Source organism: Puniceibacterium sediminis, assembly GCF_900188035.1.
Lineage (GTDB): Bacteria > Pseudomonadota > Alphaproteobacteria > Rhodobacterales > Rhodobacteraceae > Puniceibacterium > Puniceibacterium sediminis.
In genome coordinates, this window is the sequence record NZ_FZNN01000010.1 from 82502 (window position 1) to 97564 (window position 15063).

The window sequence follows — 15063 nt, forward strand, 5'->3', positions numbered from 1 at the left end:
AACGCAGAAAGCAAAGCGCTATTTGTCATGAACCTACAGCCGCTATCCTTGCCGATTGACGGCAAATCAAGATCAGGCACTATTCGGGGCGATCACCTCGTTTTCGGTCACGATCAGATCAAGCGGCTGGTCTGTGGGTTCAAGCGGCAGATCGTCCGCCTCTTGTGCGGCGTAGGCAAAACCGATGGCCAGCGTCGGGCGCTTGCTGCGCAGCAGTTCAAGAGTGCGATCATAGAACCCACCGCCATAACCCAGCCGCCCGCCTGCGCGGGTAAAGGCAACCAGCGGCACGATCAGGATCTCGGGTTCAATGAAACGGTCCACCGCAGGCACCATCGCGCCAAAGGGCCCTTCGCGCAGGGCGCAGCCCGGCTCCCACAGCGAAAATTTCAGCGGCTGGTCCGGACCAATGATCACCGGCACGGCGACGGGTCCATGGGCGGATGCCTCCTCCATCGCCGGGCGCGGGTCGATTTCCGTTCGGATCGGCAGGAACCCCGCAACAGGCACCCCACGATACCCAGCAAGGACGCTAGATAGCGCCGAGGAACTGTTTCCCCGGTCCGCCCCATGCGCCACCTTGCGCCGGGCAAAAGCCGCCTTGCGCGCCGCCGCCTTTTGCTCGGCAAGGCTCATAACAGCACCAGCACGGCAAGGCCAAGGAACGCAAAAAAACCAACCACATCCGTCACTGTCGTCACAAACGCGCCAGAGGCGAGCGCCGGGTCCACCCCGACCTTTTCAAGCACCACCGGGATCACCGTCCCCGCCAGCCCCGCAACCACCATGTTGATCACCATGGCGCTTGCGATCACATAGCCAAGCGCCGGAGAACCGAACCAGACGATCCCGACGATCCCCATCACCAGCGCAAAGGCAAGGCCGTTGATCAGCCCCACCATCACCTCGCGGCGGATCACACGAAACACGTTGGCGCCGGTCAAATCCTTGGTCGCCAGCGCCCGAACCGCCACGGTCAGCGACTGCGTGCCAGCATTGCCCCCCATCGACGCCACGATCGGCATCAGCACCGCCAACGCCACCACCGTGGTGATCGCATCCTCGAACTGCGCAATCACCAGCGACGCCATCACCGCCGTCACCAGATTGACCGCCAGCCAGGGAAAGCGCTGTTTTGTCGTCTCGAACACCGAATCCGACAGGCTGCTTTCGCCGACACCCGCCAGACGCAGGATGTCCTCTTCGTGTTCTTCGTCCAGAACGGCCATGGCATCGTCGATAGTGATGACACCGATCAACCGGTCATTTTCATCCACGACGGGCGCGGAAATCAGGTGGTACTGGTTGAAGGCATAGGCCACGTCGCCATCATAACGCGTCACCGGGATCACGTGGAACGTCTCTTCCATCAGCGAGGTCAGCATGACCTCGCGCCGCGCCGCCATCAGTTTGCCCAGGGCCACGTTGCCCACCGGGCGCAGCCGCGGATCGACCAGAACGATGTGATAGAAATGATCCGGCAGATTGTCGCTATCGCGCAGGAAATCAATCGCCTCGCCGACGTTCCAGTGCTCGGGGGCCATCACCACCTCGCGCTGCATCAGACGACCGGCTGAGTATTCCGGATAGGTCATCGACTGCTGCACCGCGACGCGATCGCTGTCCTCAAGCGCCTCAAGGATGGCGTCCTGCTGCGGCTGTTCCAGATCCTCGATCAGGTCGACAACGTCATCGCTGTCAAGTTCGCGAACCGCGTCGGCCAGCACCTCGGGTGTCAGCAGGCCGATCACCTCTTCGCGGATGGATTCATCAAGCTCGGTCAGGATTTCGCCGTCGAATTCCTTGCCGTAAAGCTTGATCAGACGCATCCGGTCAAAGGCGTTGATCTGTTCGAGCATGTCGGCGATGTCGGCCGCGTGCAGCGGCTCCATCAGCTCGATCAGCTTTTCGCGGTCATTGATATCGACCGCGTACAGGATCGCGGCGACCGCCTTGCGTTCCAGCGTATAGGCATCGTCGTCGCGTTCGGTCTCGGGGGCCAGTACCTCTGTATCGTCGCTCATTTCTGCCCCTTTTCTTCTGCCTGCCTGTTCCCGCCGACCTTAGAAGATAGATCTGACATGCGACAGACCCGCGATGCGATTTACCTTTGACAGCGGCCCGATTAGTATGGCCTCCGCGCTATTAACAGGAACCTCCATGTCGCATGACACGCTCCTTCTGGGACAGACGCTCACATTCGATGGCTCGCCCTTTGATCAAGGCCCGGGGGCGGCACGCCACGTCACACACGGCGGCGTGCTGATCCGCGACGGACGGATCCTCGAAACCGGCGACGGTGCTGCATTGCGTGCAGCCTACCCAGCGGCGCGGATTGAAAACCACGGCGACGCCCTGCTTTGCGCCGGTTTCATCGATGCCCATGTGCATTACCCGCAGACCGCGATCATCGCGAGCTGGGGCAAACGCCTGATCGACTGGCTGAACAGCTATACCTTTCCCGAAGAGATGCGCTTTGCAGACCCGGCCTACGCGGCAGAGATCGCGGGCCGTTACCTTGACCTCACCACCGCGAACGGCACCACCACAGTTTGCAGCTATTGCACCATCCACCCCGGCAGCGTCGATGCGCTGATGACGGCGGCGCAGGCGCGCGGGCAGCGGGTGCTGGCGGGCAAGACCTGCATGGACCGCAACGCGCCCGACGGCCTGCTGGACACCGCGCAATCCGCCTATGACGACAGCAAGGCGCTGATCGACCGCTGGCATGGGCAGGACCGCCTGTCCTATGTCATCACCCCCCGCTTTTCGCCCACCTCCACGCCGGACCAGCTTTCTGCGCTTGGGGCGCTCTGGGCCGAATATCCGGACCTTTTGATGCAGACCCACCTGTCGGAACAAACCGATGAAATCGCCTGGGTCAAATCGCTCTACCCAACGGCCCGCGACTACCTCGATACCTATGAAATGCACGGTCTTCTGGGGGCTGGCGGGCTATACGGCCACGCCATCCACCTTGAACCGCGCGAAATAGACCGCCTGGCCGAAGTTGGCGCGGCGCTGATCCACTGCCCCACGTCAAACACCTTTATCGGATCGGGGTTATTCGACATGGCAGGCATGGTCGCGGCGGGTCAGCGCGTGGGCCTCGCGACTGATACCGGCGGCGGATCATCGTTTTCGATGCTGCGCACTATGGCTGCCGCCTATGAAATCGCACAGTTGCGCGGCACTCCGCTGCATCCGTCCCAGCTGATCTGGCTCGCGACCGCGGGATCGGCACAGGCCCTTCGGATCGATCAGCATGTCGGTACACTTGCCCCCGGGAAAGAGGCGGATATCATCGCCCTCGACCTCGCCTCGACCCCCGCCATCGAGCAGCGCGCCGCACAGGCCACTGATATCTGGGAGGCGCTTTTTCCGACGATCATGATGGGGGATGACCGCGCGATAAAGGCCGTGTGGATCGGTGGCCGTGCCTGCGAACAGGCCTGATAAAAAACGCAACCACCTGAAACAGCGTTGCTTTTCTTCTAAGTTAAACGGGATCAGCAGCCTTCGCGCCCCAACTCCATCACCCAGATATTCCCCGCGGCCCGGGCGAGTCCGAACACCTGCACATCGCGTTTCAGCATGTTGCGCCGATGCCCGGGCGACCCGTTCCAGCCAGCCATGACAGCCTCAAGCGATCTTTGCCCCTTGGCGATATTCTCAGCCAAGCTGCAATATCGAAAGCCCACCGCACGCGCCCGCGCCGCTATATCCGACCCGTTCGCCCCGATGTGCGAAAAATACCCCCGCCGCGCCATATCCTGTGCATGTCTTTCAGCCGCGAGCTGGAGCTTTTCCGAAATCGCAAGCGGCGGCAGGCCCTGCTGCGCGCGCAAAGAGTTAAGGGCCTGCGCAGCCCCGGGAACAGGCTCTGCCGTCACCGAACCGGCCATCATCAGGATCAGAATGGACAAGAACCGCTTTTTCATTCTCCGGTTACATCCCCTCCGCAAGCCTGCGCGCCAGACGGTTTTGCAGCGTAACAACCTTCTCCAGATCGACAGTCGTCATCCGCCCGTCCCGCACGATCTGTCGCCCCTCAACGATCAGATGCCGCACCTTTGTCGGCCCCGCCAACAGCAGCGCCCCGGCGTCCCAGTTTCCCGCAGCCTCGATCCCGCCCATATCCCACAGCGCCAGATCGGCCCGCTTGCCCACCGCGATCTGCCCACAGTCGTCGCGTCCCAATACCTCGGCACCGCCCCGCGTGGCAATCCACAGGGCTTCGCGCGCGGACATGGCATCGGCCCCATTCGCCACCCGTTGCAGCAACAGCGCCTGACGCGCCTCGCCCACCAGCGACCCGGTGTCATTACTGGCCGATCCGTCCACGCCCAGGCCCACCCGCACACCGGCGTCACGCATCGCACGCACCGGCGCGATACCGCTGCCCAACCGGCAGTTGGAACAGGGGCAATGCGCCACGCCGGTCCGGGTTCTGGCAAACAGGTCAATTTCCCCAGCATCCAGCTTGACGCAATGCGCGTGCCAGACATCGTCGCCTGTCCATCCCAGCTGCTCGGCATACTCCCCGGGTCGGCAGCCGAACTGCGCCAGAGAATAGGCGATATCTTCGTCGTTTTCGGCCAGATGCGTATGCAACCGAACGCCCTTGTCCCGCGCCAGCAACGCCGCGTCCCGCATCAATTCCCGGCTCACCGAAAACGGCGAACAGGGCGCGACACCGACCCGCACCATCGCGCCGGGGTTCGGATCGTGAAAGGCGTCGATCACCCGGATGCAGTCTTCAAGGATCGCCGCCTCGGCTTCCACCAAAGCATCAGGCGGCAGGCCGCCGGAAGATTCGCCGATGCTCATCGCGCCGCGCGTGGGATGAAACCGCATCCCGATCTCGACAGCGGCCTCGATCGTATCCTCAAGCCGTGAACCGTTGGGAAAGAGATACAGATGATCCGAAGTCATCGTGCAGCCCGACAACGCCAGTTCGGCCAGCCCGGTCAGCGCGGACATCCGCATTTCTTCGGGGCCAAAGCGCGCCCAGATCGGATAAAGCGTCCTCAGCCAGCCGAACAGCAACGCATCCTGCCCACCGGGTACGGCGCGCGTCAGGCTCTGGAAAAGGTGATGATGGGTATTCACCAGACCCGGGGTCACAAGGCATCCCGAGGCCTCAATCACCTCACCCGTGCTGTGCAGATCCGGGCCTACGGCGGCGATCACTCCACCGCGCAGCAGAATATCGCAGCCTTCGTATTCGCTATGCGCATCGTCCATCGTCAGGATCTTGCGTGCGTTTCGGATCAGGATTTCGGACATGGGCGGACTCCACACAACAACTAGCGCCCTTTTCGGTGTGAAGTCTGCGTCCGGATAACAGAAAAGGGTCACAAGGACTCATCCGGCCCGCCTACCTACCCCGTTATGCCCAATTTGTCAGCCCCGAAGTCGTTCCAGCGCAAGCGCGTGCAGTCCTGCGTTCGCAGCGGCAATGATCTGCCCGCCCGGATGGGCCGGTCCGCCCTGCCAGTCGGTGACAATTCCGCCCGCTGCCTCGATCACCGCGATGGGCGCATGGATGTCATACGGGTTCAACCCCGCCTCGATCACCAGATCAACCTGACCTGCCGCAAGCAGTGCATAGGCGTAACAATCCATGCCGTATCTGGTCAGCTTGACTGCGGCGGACACCCGTTCAAAAGCCGCGCGCTCGTCCAGCGTACCCACCTCAGGAAAGGTTGTGTACAGCACCGCCTCGGCAAGCGCTTCTGTATCGCGGACCGCCAGCGCGCCGCCCCCCATTGGACCGGCGTAATGCGCAATGCCGAAACCACCCTCAAAACGCTCACCGATATAGGGCTGATCGATGATGCCGTAGCGCGGCCCGGCCTCCTCCGACAAAGCTATCAGCACGCCCCAGGTCGGGGTGCCACTGATGAACCCGCGGGTGCCGTCAATCGGATCCAGCACCCAGGTAAGACCAGTCGTTCCCTCGGTCGCACCCAATTCTTCGCCCAGAATTCCGTCAGCTGGGCGCTCCCGGCCCAGAATATCACGCATCGCTTGCTCTGCTGCACGATCGGCCGCAGTCACCGGATCAAACCCGCCCGCCAGCTTGTTGTCGGAAATCAACCCCGGACTGCGGAAATAAGGCAAAACGACCCGCCGCGCGGCATCTGCCAGCGCGTGGGCGGTTAGTACAATCTGTTCCTGATCCGCGTGCGATATCTCTATCATGCGACCCTCCTGCGGCGTGCCAATTCTCAGCTACCGCAGGTCGGGGGCAGGCTCAAGCGACGTCCGACAGGACCCGCGCGAGTTCGAATAGACGACGCCGCTGGTTTTCCGGAATGGCATAATAGGAACGCACCAGATCAAGTGCTTCCTTGTCGCCCAGAAGATCCGCGGGTACGCCGTCGTGTACGGGCTCACCTGCATCTTCGGTCGCCAGACCTTCAAAGAAAAAGCTCACCGGCACTTCAAGTGCATCAGCGATGTCCCAAAGCCTCGAAGCGCTGACCCGGTTCGCACCGGTTTCGTACTTCTGGATCTGCTGGAACTTGATTCCGACACGCTCAGCCAGCTGCTGCTGTGTCATGCCAACAAGCCAACGGCGATGGCGAATGCGTTTTCCGACATGAACATCTACAGGGTGCGTCATCGGTGTACTTCCTTTAGCTACTAATTCAATCAACCGGATGCAGCCAGAGAACAAATGCTGGCAACACCACCGCTCATTTCGCTGTGCACCCCTACAGCATGGGCGAAACTACAACTTTAAAGTTTGGCTGCGCAAGAAAATTGATACCCACAAACTGTATTTGATCGATCAAATGCATCTCATACGCGAAAGGAACGGTTGATGTATCCATGCAAACAATTGTCTGGATACTTGCTAAGCATTTGACAGAAGTCAGAAATCGCGCCCTACTGACCGAAACCACCACAGGATCCGGAAATGCGCGCCTTTGTTGCTACATCACATGATACTGCCCCCTCACTTAGCGACATTTCGGTGCCTGAACCCGACATCGGAGAGATTCGCGTAAAGGTAGAGGCCTGCGGTCTGAACTTCGCGGACCTGCTGATGGCGGCCGGAACCTATCAGGAAACGCCGCCCCTGCCCTTCGTTCTGGGCATGGAAGTCGCCGGCACAATTGACGCTGTAGGTCCGGATGTCACCGGGTTCGCCCCCGGCGACCGGGTCGCCGTCTTCGGCGGAAAGGGCGGCCTTGCCGAATATGGCTGCTTTGACGTCTCGCGCGCCGTGCATCTGCCGGATGCCATGCCGTTCACCCATGCGGCCGCCTTTCAGGTCGCCTACGGCACCAGCCATCTGGCCCTCTCCCACCGCGCCCGCCTTCTGCCGGGCGAAACACTGCTTGTTCTGGGCGCGGCCGGTGGTGTGGGCCTGACTGCCGTCGAAATCGGCAAACTCATGGGCGCCCGTGTCGTCGCCTGCGCGCGGGGCAGCGACAAGCTGGACGCAGCAAAGGCCGCAGGCGCAGACGTTCTGATTGATGCGCAGACCGACGACATCCGTGCCGTGATGAAGGATCTTGGCGGCGCCGATGTGGTCTATGATCCCGTCGGTGGCGATCAGTTCACCGCCGCCTTCCGTTCCTGCCGTCCCGAGGCACGGATACTGACCATCGGTTTCGCCAGCGGCGAGGTCCCGCAGATCAAGGCCAACCACCTGCTGGTCAAAAATATCTCGGTCCTTGGGCTCTATTGGGGCGGCTATCTGCACTTCCGCCCCGATGTGCTGACCGAAAGCCTATCCACCCTGATGGGCTGGTATTCCCAAGGCAGGATCAAACCCCACGTCAGCCATATCCTGGCGCTTGAGCAGGCTGCCGATGGCCTGGAACTCCTGCGCAGCCGCAAATCCACCGGCAAGGTCGTGATCACCCTGTCCTGACACGCGGTTTCATTTGTTTCAAAATATTCCCGCCAAAGGCGTCCTGACCCCGCCACACTTCAGAACGCCCGCCCGATGCGTCATGGCGCAACTGGCGCCGAAGCCGCGCCCCTGCGCGGATGAGACAGGCAGCGCACGGCCCCGCAGGGGGCGTGCCCCTTGGGATCAGGCAACCGGACCTAAAGTGCCGCAAACCCCTGCCGGACCATGTCCGACAAGGCGCGCAGGGGTTCGCCCTTGGCGCCGCCGGCATGCAGATTGATCTTCATCGTTCCCAGATCCGGCAGTGCGTCACCCACGTCGATCGCTGCCAGCTGCGGTGGCGCGTGCCCCTCCAGAAGGGCGACAACCCCCAAATCGGCACTGACCGTTGCCTCGATGCTGCGGTCGCTGTCCGACTCGATAACCTGAAACCACGGGATCTGTGCCGCATCCAGCCGCCGGATCACGGATGATCGAAAGGCGCAGACCCGGGTTTGCGCATATGGCAGGGGCCGCTGCCGCCAGGCGGTCCCCCCCGGGGCTCCATGCCAGCGCAGCGGCTTTTCCTGCAGGGTCTCGCCGTGGCTTTCCTCTTCTGTTGTCAGAATGATGTCGACCTCGCCGCGCGCATACTCCTGCAGCAGCTGGATCGTATTCGACGTCTTGAGATGCACCTGCATCCGCGGAAAGGTCGCGTTGAACTTCTGCAGCACCCTTGGCACCACCGGATACAGAACATCCTCCGGCACGCCGAAATATATCTCGCCCTCGAACACCTTGTCGGTCAGCTTCACATAGATCTCGTCGTTCAGATCCACCATGCGCTGCGCATATGTCAGTAATTGTTCGCCCGCCGCCGTCAGCGCCACCCCCCGCCCCGACCGGTCCAGCAGGCTCACATCCAGCATCTCTTCCAACCGCTTGAGCTGCATCGACACCGCCGACTGGGTGAGGTTCAGAAAACCGGCGGCGCGGGTCACGCCCCCGGACTGCGCCACGGCCAGAAAAGAGCGCAGAGTGGTGATGTCCAGATTTCGCATTCATCACATTCCTTGATGACACATCTCAATAACATTCGTTTCACATATACCACTGGAAAAATATATACATCAAGCAACAACATATCAGACCCGAAACACATCACTAAAACTGAAGGGAACTCCGATGACCCAAACCGCAACACTCTCCTGCATGCAGACGCGCCCCGCGCGCAGCCTGATCTCCACTCTTCTGGCGTTCGGCTCCCTCTACAATCAGCGCCGGGCACTGGCGCGTCTTGATGACCACGCCCTGAATGATCTTGGCCTCACCAGGCACGAAGCCCTGTGCGAAGCCCGCCGCCCCGTCTGGGATGCCCCGGACAATTGGCACGCCTAGAGCCATCATGTTGAATTCGCGAAAACTGGCGTAATCCGCAGTTTAGCGGTGCAAGTCAGGCCCGTAAGGGCCTCGGCGCGCGCTTCATGACAAGAAAGCTATGTTATTGGCGTCAATGCCCGCATAAACCTTGAATTAATGCCCCCGATTACCGATATTGTGAACATACGCCGGGTTCCCGGCAGAAATGTTCACTTTCGGAGGCTTCAATGGCTGAATTCAACACAATCAGGACGTCCACGGCATCTGGTGCCCGCGCCCAGATTGATCAGGGTCTTCGGACTCACATGAACAAGGTCTATGGCACGATGTCCGTCGGCATGTTGCTGACGTTCCTCGTTGCATGGGCCGTGGGCACAAGCCCGGAACTGCTGGGCATCTTCCGTGACCCGATGACGCTGCAGCCGAATATCCTCGGCTGGATCGCGATGTTCGCACCGCTGATCATGGTCTTTGCCTTCAGCGCGATGATCAACAAGCTCTCGGCCGCAGCTGCTCAGGCCTTTTTCTACGCCTTCGCCGCTGTGATGGGCCTGTCGCTGGCATGGATCTTCGTGGCCTTTACCGGCTTCTCGATCGCGCAGGTCTTCCTCGTGACCTCGATCTCCTTCGCGGGTCTGTCACTGTTCGGCTATACCACCCAAAAGAACCTGTCCGGCATGGGCACCTTCCTGATGATGGGTGTTATCGGCCTGATCGTGGCGTCGGTGATCAACATCTTCCTGGGTTCGCCCGCAATCATGTTCGCGATCTCGATCCTGGGTGTGCTGATATTCGCAGGCCTCACCGCCTATGACACGCAGTCGATCAAGAACGAGTACATTGAACACGCCCGCCATGCTGACAGCGAATGGCTCGGCAAGTCGGCGATCATGGGTGCGCTGCGCCTGTACCTCGACTTCATCAACATGTTCATGTTCCTGCTGCAACTGCTGGGCAACCGCGAATAACCGCAGGAAACATTGCCGACAAAACGACAAAAGGCTGGTCTTCGGACCAGCCTTTTTTGCGTCTGACATGGGGACCTGGCCGAGTCCCCGGATAGTGGTGGACGCCTCTGAGACGTCCTGACGTGCTGTCAGCTATCAGAGCAGCTTATTGGCAGATGAGGTAGCGCGCCATGCGACCTTGATCACTGGCAGAGCTGCTGCGCTGGCAAAGCGTTCCCTGCGCCGCACAAACCGTTCCCGGTAAAGATGCAGCCGACAATAACGCTCACCCCGACCGCCGCGCAGCACCCTGTGCGCACCGACCTCGTGCCGATTTTCCGCATGCCTCAAAACGCGAAAACGCCGCACGGGATTTCCCCGGTGCGGCGCTTTGCTGTCCCTCGGTTAACCCGAGTGCGGAAGGGCGATCTTATTTGATCTTGCCTTCCTTGTATTCCACATGCTTGCGCACAACCGGGTCGTACTTTTTGACCGACATTTTTTCGGTCATGGTGCGGGCATTTTTCTTGGTCACGTAGAAGTGGCCGCTGCCTGCTGTCGAATTCAGGCGGATCTTGATTGTTGTCGGCTTCGCCATGGTCTGTCTCCTGCAACAGGCCTTTCGCGGCCCGTGAAATCATAGAACCCGCCTTTTACCTATGGCGGTGCCCGAGTCAACCGCCCGGGCCAAGAATAGTTTGCGCGGAGAGCCTATAAGCCGGATTTTGTCTCGACAGGTTGCCCTGCCGTAGATGACCATTCCTCTAGGCCACGCATTGCTGCGTGGCTCAAGCTGCCAACCCGGACCCCTGGGCTGAAGTGGCCCTGCAGTGATATCCCCGAAAGGATCAATCCCGCGCGGGGTCCCTATTCGGCATTGCTCCCGGTGGGGCTTGCCATGCGGGTCCTGTTGCCAGTCCCCCGGTGGGCTCTTACCCCACCGTTTCACCCTCACCCGCCGCAGTCTCCCTTGGTGTACCTCTGGTAGGACCATTGGCGCACCTTGGGTGCGACGGGCAGTTTGTTTTCTGTGGCGCTATCCGTCAGGTTGCCCTGCCCGGGCGTTACCCGGCACCGTTACTTCATGGAGTCCGGACTTTCCTCGAAAGGGCCTAGGCCCTCTCGCGGCCATCCAGCCCTCCGCGCAAGACAGGCCTTAGGCTCCATGGTATCTGCGGTCAATCCCCCAGTCCCACCCAGACCCGACCGGGGCAGATTTGCCTATCTGCAAAGACGAGAAGGATTAAGAGACTGTTCGTCTTCCCATTCCAGATACGCTCGCCGACGGTGTTCAAAGCCTACCTGGCGCATCACGCCGCTCTAAGCGCCACGTCATAACCGGCGCCCAAGGCGGCGGCCTCACGACTGCTGGTCGCGCCGCCGTTACATCGCCCGCGCCTGACACAGAAATTTATGCGGGCTCAGACTCTCGGCCAACTGCATCGCCATATTCCAGACCTCGCCCCGCCCCTGAACAAGCCCCTGTGCGCGACATGCAGTCGGCGTCGCCTCAAATGGTCAGGGATCATGTTCGGCGCTCCTGTTCCCGGGTTGGTCCAGGTATTGCGCCAAATCGACCAGGAGTCCCGCCGATGGAGCGTGCTGTCACAGAACCCCGCTACAATCGCCGCTCGGGGTCCTTCGGAGCCAGGTCATACCTGCCTTGGCAATCCCCAGTGCGCACTAGCCCTGATGTTGCAGGATCTGTGTCCAGATCGCCACCTCGTCCAGCAGGGTCCACTCCCGCCGCAACCCCCAAGGACCGAATTCAGCATGGCTCATCCCCATGACATGCACCAACGCACCTGTGGGTTGGCCAAAACTGCCCCAGCCATCATGCACCCCGTTCAGCGACCAGCGCAGCGCGGCACGTGGTGGCATCAGGGGATCCTCCAACCCGATCTGGTGGTGCACCTCGAAGGTCGCAGACGGAAACGAGGCCCGCAGGCCCAGCCAGAACGTCTCGGCCGCAGCCCAGCCGTGACCGGTCACGGCCCCCGGATATTCAAGATGGCAGGCACGGTCATACTGGTCAGAAATGACCGAAAGATCGCCCGCCATCACCTGCCCAAGCAGATCGCTGAACGCCGCGCCCCATTGATTCTTGTTTCCACCTCCGGTGTAGGGGCCGATCACATCCACCTCCGGACGGAACGGTTGCGTCTCGGGATCAAGCTCCGAGAGCCGCCCCTGCGCCCAGTCCTTGGGATTGGTTCCAAGCTGAGCAGTGATCGCCGCAGTGTCGGAGACGCGCCAGATATCGCTGACCTGATTGGCCTTGGCATAGATATCGGCAATCTCACGGTAGCACACTTGCTGCCCTGCGGGCGCGTCGTACCGCCCATTCCCACCGTACCGCGCCATCACCAGCCCGCGGTGCGACCCCAGCATGCCAACCTTGTCCGTGCCCGACCAGATCACATCTTCGCCCAGCAGCCGACGGTCAGGAAATGCGAACTGCTGTGACATGGCCGCAGCCGAAGCGGCCGTTATGCCAAAGCTGATACCAGAGGCGCTGCGCTGGATAATATCGGTATGGCAGTAGTCGTTCAGCCGCGCGCCTAGGCCGCGCCCCTCCCAGATTTCCTCTGAAATGCCGAGAACGTAATCGGGGAAATCCCGGAATTTTTTATTGAAGCCTTGCACTGGCCGCCCTTTGATCAAAGCCGAAATCGCCGGAGTGTCGTCTACAGCCCCGCCCGCCATCGGCACTTATTAAGGTTGATTAAAGGTTAAGAGGGGCCGGAAGACGCTGTGAGAATCCGACCTCAGACATTGGCCCGCCCGCGAAATTCCGGGAAATCCGCATATCTGGCCTGACGCTGCTCTGGCGTCTCTGCCGGTGCATCCCCGGCGCGCAGCAGTGTGCCCTTGGGCGCCACATAGGCATCGATCCGTCGCCGCGGTTCCGGTCGCCAGCTGAGGTTGAAGGCGCAGAGTTTCGGGAACACCCAGATTTCGGAAAAATCCAGATGGTCATGCAGCCACCAGGCCAGATCGCGCCAGTCACGCCCCTGCGCATAGCGGTCGGCGAACCACGGGATCACGATGCTGGCCCCCGCCACCGGCACCGTCGGCACATCCCAGATATGGCATTCCAGCGGATAGTCGTTGCGCGCACAGTTCAGTCCATTCTCATTGCCGAACCGGTTGAGCGCAGCCGAACGATAGCCGGAACGCACGAAGATCCGCCCAAATGTTTCCTCAAGCGGGTCCAGCAGCGTCTCGCAGAACGCCCGGCCCCGTTCGATGGCCAGATCCGGATCGTCGGGAATGTTCTGAAGCCCGTGGAAGTTGGCAATCTCAGAACAAAGAAACTCGCGCATCCAGAAATGCCGGGACAGGCGGACGCGGCCAAGGGTTTCAAGGCTCCACATGGACCGGGGGCGTCTCATGCGCGGGGGGCTACCGAAACGGCGCGAGACCGGGATGGCCTGACCGCCTGAAAGCCGCCATCTCGGGGCGCTGTCCCCGTGCGCCCGAGGCGACCTCCCCCCGGATATAGTTGCGCAGATGAAGGCAGATGCGTGAGAGCGGAGGAGGTCATGTAGGCTCAGTATCCCGCCCAACGGAATCGACCGTCCCCAGCCAGAGGCGCGCCCGGGTTCCAGGCCACTTCCCAGATATGCCCCTCCGGATCCGCGAAATAACCGATATGCCCGCCCCAGAACACGTCATGCGCGGGCTTCAGGATCTCGGCCCCCGCCACCTTGGCCCGATCAAGCAGCGGGGCCACCTCTTCCCGGGTGCGCAGATTATGGCTGTAGGTCGCGGCCCCCGTGCCCAACCGCTCAGGCGCAACACCCATGTCGCGCGCCAGATCCTCCAGCGGGTAAAGGCCCAGCGCCTGCCCTATCAGATCATAGACCACGATGCCCTCGGGCGCCTCGGCCCGCTCCCAGCCCAGCGCGTCGTAGAAGGCCGCTTCCCGCGCGATATCGCGCACCCCAAGAGTGATCAGACTGATGCGTTGTTCCATCCCGGACAGTCCCCTTTGTTTATCCCCGCTGCGGGAATTCGTATGTATTCAACGGACCCAAGTTCAGCCGCCGGAAACCTCTGTCACCGCCTGTTCTATCATCGCCAGACAGGCAGGATCGGAAAACCGGTGATCCACCCCCTTCACGAACGTCAGGCGCAAATCATCCGACTGGATATGATCCAGCAGACGCAGCGCAGTTTCCCGCGTGACGGCGGTATCCTCGGTCCCCTGTAGCAGCCGCACCGCAAAGGGCATCGCCAGCGGGGCACGCAGGACCAGATGCTGGCGACCATCCTCAATCAGCCGCCGGGTGATCACATAGGGATCACCGTAATCCGACGGCAGCGACACCGCGCCATCGCTGAGGATGGTGGCGCGCTGATCGGGGGTGAACCCGGCCCAGAACCCGTCTTCGGTGAAATCCGGCGCGGCGGCGATGCCGACAAAGCCTGTGACCCGGTCCAGCCGCAGCACCAGCAGGCAACCGATCCAGCCCCCCATGGAGGATCCGACCAGAACCAGCGGTCCCGTCGTCACCGCGTTGATCACTGCCAACGCATCTTCGGCCCAGTCACCGATGCAGCCATCCTCGAACACGCCGCCTGACTTGCCGTGGCCTGAATAATCCAGCCGCAGAAACGCGCGACCCTGTGTTTTGGCCCAGGCCTCAAGGTGCACCGCCTTCGTGCCCTCCATGTCGGATTTGTAGCCCGACAGGAACACCACGACCGGCCCGCTGCCGGGGGTATAGGCATAGGCCAGACGCCGCCCCGCCGCACTGTCGATATATTGGACATCCGCCATGGTAACTTCCTTTTGGGCGCAGCATGGCAAGCAGGGCTGCCCAAGGCCAGACCCGCGTGACCCTCTGGTGAAAAAACTTCGCCCCCCGCGCCCCAATC

The 15063-nt window shown here is 61.4% G+C and carries 16 protein-coding genes and 1 other RNA gene; 4 read left to right on the top strand and 13 right to left on the bottom strand.

Features of this window, described 5'->3' with window-relative positions; all coding sequences use genetic code 11:
• Positions 1 to 72: 72 nt before the first annotated feature.
• Both CHB75_RS12095 and mgtE read right to left on the bottom strand, forming a co-directional pair.
• On the bottom strand, positions 73 to 636 hold the full coding sequence (locus CHB75_RS12095; protein ID WP_089270802.1) for a 5-formyltetrahydrofolate cyclo-ligase: 564 nt from the start codon (positions 634 to 636) through the stop codon (positions 73 to 75).
• On the bottom strand, positions 633 to 2024 hold the full coding sequence (gene mgtE / locus CHB75_RS12100) for a magnesium transporter (protein ID WP_089270803.1): 1392 nt from the start codon (positions 2022 to 2024) through the stop codon (positions 633 to 635). Before mgtE ends, CHB75_RS12095 begins: the two co-directional genes overlap by 4 nt.
• 136 nt (positions 2025 to 2160) lie before the next feature.
• On the opposite strand from mgtE, the gene guaD reads away from it, so the two are divergent.
• Positions 2161 to 3456 carry a guanine deaminase gene (gene guaD, locus CHB75_RS12105; protein ID WP_089270804.1) on the top strand — a complete coding sequence of 432 codons (1296 nt, stop codon included), beginning with the start codon at positions 2161 to 2163 and terminating at the stop codon, positions 3454 to 3456.
• A 53-nt stretch (positions 3457 to 3509) separates the two neighbouring features.
• Here the strand turns inward: guaD and CHB75_RS12110 are convergent, their stop codons facing one another.
• From CHB75_RS12110 to CHB75_RS12125, 4 genes are all read right to left on the bottom strand, one after another.
• A complete protein-coding gene (locus CHB75_RS12110; RefSeq protein ID WP_245840927.1) occupies positions 3510 to 3926 on the bottom strand; it encodes a CAP domain-containing protein in 417 nt (138 codons plus the stop codon).
• Between the two features lie 22 nt (positions 3927 to 3948).
• Positions 3949 to 5289, bottom strand: coding sequence for an 8-oxoguanine deaminase (locus CHB75_RS12115; protein WP_089270805.1), 1341 nt, complete (start codon positions 5287 to 5289; stop codon positions 3949 to 3951).
• Positions 5290 to 5406: 117 nt separating this feature from the next.
• Positions 5407 to 6207, bottom strand: a complete 801-nt coding sequence (locus CHB75_RS12120; protein WP_089270807.1) for an inositol monophosphatase family protein — start codon at positions 6205 to 6207, stop codon at positions 5407 to 5409.
• 52 nt (positions 6208 to 6259) lie between these two features.
• Positions 6260 to 6631 (bottom strand): helix-turn-helix domain-containing protein, encoded by a 372-nt coding sequence (locus CHB75_RS12125; RefSeq protein WP_089270809.1) that lies wholly within the window; start codon positions 6629 to 6631, stop codon positions 6260 to 6262.
• Between the two features lie 297 nt (positions 6632 to 6928).
• Between CHB75_RS12125 and CHB75_RS12130 the strand changes: the two genes are divergently transcribed.
• Positions 6929 to 7891 (top strand): NADPH:quinone oxidoreductase family protein, encoded by a 963-nt coding sequence (locus tag CHB75_RS12130; RefSeq protein WP_089270811.1) that lies wholly within the window; start codon positions 6929 to 6931, stop codon positions 7889 to 7891.
• A gap of 179 nt (positions 7892 to 8070) precedes the next feature.
• Here the strand turns inward: CHB75_RS12130 and CHB75_RS12135 are convergent, their stop codons facing one another.
• Entirely contained in the window at positions 8071 to 8913 is an 843-nt protein-coding gene (locus CHB75_RS12135) for a LysR family transcriptional regulator (protein ID WP_089270813.1), read from the bottom strand.
• A 124-nt stretch (positions 8914 to 9037) separates the two neighbouring features.
• On the opposite strand from CHB75_RS12135, the gene CHB75_RS12140 reads away from it, so the two are divergent.
• Complete coding sequence (locus CHB75_RS12140; RefSeq protein ID WP_089270815.1) at positions 9038 to 9250, top strand: DUF1127 domain-containing protein; 213 nt, start codon at positions 9038 to 9040, stop codon at positions 9248 to 9250.
• A 209-nt stretch (positions 9251 to 9459) separates the two neighbouring features.
• Positions 9460 to 10200, top strand: coding sequence for a Bax inhibitor-1/YccA family protein (locus CHB75_RS12145; protein WP_089270817.1), 741 nt, complete (start codon positions 9460 to 9462; stop codon positions 10198 to 10200).
• Positions 10201 to 10609: 409 nt separating this feature from the next.
• On the opposite strand, the gene rpmG is transcribed toward CHB75_RS12145, so the two are convergent.
• The 6 genes from rpmG to CHB75_RS12175 all read right to left on the bottom strand — a co-directional run bounded on the left by rpmG (position 10610) and on the right by CHB75_RS12175 (position 14965).
• Positions 10610 to 10777: a 50S ribosomal protein L33 gene (rpmG, locus tag CHB75_RS12150; RefSeq protein ID WP_089270819.1), complete on the bottom strand. Its 168-nt coding sequence runs from the start codon at positions 10775 to 10777 to the stop codon at positions 10610 to 10612.
• Positions 10778 to 10877: 100 nt separating this feature from the next.
• An RNA gene (gene rnpB / locus CHB75_RS12155) (RNase P RNA component class A) lies at positions 10878 to 11323 on the bottom strand.
• A gap of 539 nt (positions 11324 to 11862) precedes the next feature.
• A complete protein-coding gene (locus CHB75_RS12160) occupies positions 11863 to 12825 on the bottom strand; it encodes a nuclear transport factor 2 family protein (protein ID WP_089270821.1) in 963 nt (320 codons plus the stop codon).
• A 122-nt stretch (positions 12826 to 12947) separates the two neighbouring features.
• Positions 12948 to 13556, bottom strand: coding sequence for a hypothetical protein (locus CHB75_RS12165; RefSeq protein WP_089270823.1), 609 nt, complete (start codon positions 13554 to 13556; stop codon positions 12948 to 12950).
• A gap of 176 nt (positions 13557 to 13732) precedes the next feature.
• On the bottom strand, positions 13733 to 14158 hold the full coding sequence (locus tag CHB75_RS12170) for a VOC family protein (RefSeq protein ID WP_089270825.1): 426 nt from the start codon (positions 14156 to 14158) through the stop codon (positions 13733 to 13735).
• Positions 14159 to 14221: 63 nt separating this feature from the next.
• A complete protein-coding gene (locus tag CHB75_RS12175; RefSeq protein ID WP_089270827.1) occupies positions 14222 to 14965 on the bottom strand; it encodes an alpha/beta fold hydrolase in 744 nt (247 codons plus the stop codon).
• Positions 14966 to 15063: the final 98 nt, after the last annotated feature.

Excerpts from the sequence above, each read along its gene's own strand:
- CHB75_RS12095 (WP_089270802.1), bottom strand. The coding sequence starts at position 636 with ATGAGCCTTGCCGAGCAAAAGGCGGCGGCGCGCAAGGCGGCTTTTGCC.
- mgtE (WP_089270803.1), bottom strand. The coding sequence starts at position 2,024 with ATGAGCGACGATACAGAGGTACTGGCCCCCGAGACCGAACGCGACGAC.
- guaD (WP_089270804.1), top strand. The coding sequence starts at position 2,161 with ATGTCGCATGACACGCTCCTTCTGGGACAGACGCTCACATTCGATGGC.
- CHB75_RS12115 (WP_089270805.1), bottom strand. The coding sequence starts at position 5,289 with ATGTCCGAAATCCTGATCCGAAACGCACGCAAGATCCTGACGATGGAC.
- CHB75_RS12120 (WP_089270807.1), bottom strand. The coding sequence starts at position 6,207 with ATGATAGAGATATCGCACGCGGATCAGGAACAGATTGTACTAACCGCC.
- CHB75_RS12125 (WP_089270809.1), bottom strand. The coding sequence starts at position 6,631 with ATGACGCACCCTGTAGATGTTCATGTCGGAAAACGCATTCGCCATCGC.
- CHB75_RS12130 (WP_089270811.1), top strand. The coding sequence starts at position 6,929 with ATGCGCGCCTTTGTTGCTACATCACATGATACTGCCCCCTCACTTAGC.
- CHB75_RS12135 (WP_089270813.1), bottom strand. The coding sequence starts at position 8,913 with ATGCGAAATCTGGACATCACCACTCTGCGCTCTTTTCTGGCCGTGGCG.
- CHB75_RS12140 (WP_089270815.1), top strand. The coding sequence starts at position 9,038 with ATGACCCAAACCGCAACACTCTCCTGCATGCAGACGCGCCCCGCGCGC.
- CHB75_RS12145 (WP_089270817.1), top strand. The coding sequence starts at position 9,460 with ATGGCTGAATTCAACACAATCAGGACGTCCACGGCATCTGGTGCCCGC.
- rpmG (WP_089270819.1), bottom strand. The coding sequence starts at position 10,777 with ATGGCGAAGCCGACAACAATCAAGATCCGCCTGAATTCGACAGCAGGC.
- CHB75_RS12165 (WP_089270823.1), bottom strand. The coding sequence starts at position 13,556 with ATGTGGAGCCTTGAAACCCTTGGCCGCGTCCGCCTGTCCCGGCATTTC.
- CHB75_RS12170 (WP_089270825.1), bottom strand. The coding sequence starts at position 14,158 with ATGGAACAACGCATCAGTCTGATCACTCTTGGGGTGCGCGATATCGCG.
- CHB75_RS12175 (WP_089270827.1), bottom strand. The coding sequence starts at position 14,965 with ATGGCGGATGTCCAATATATCGACAGTGCGGCGGGGCGGCGTCTGGCC.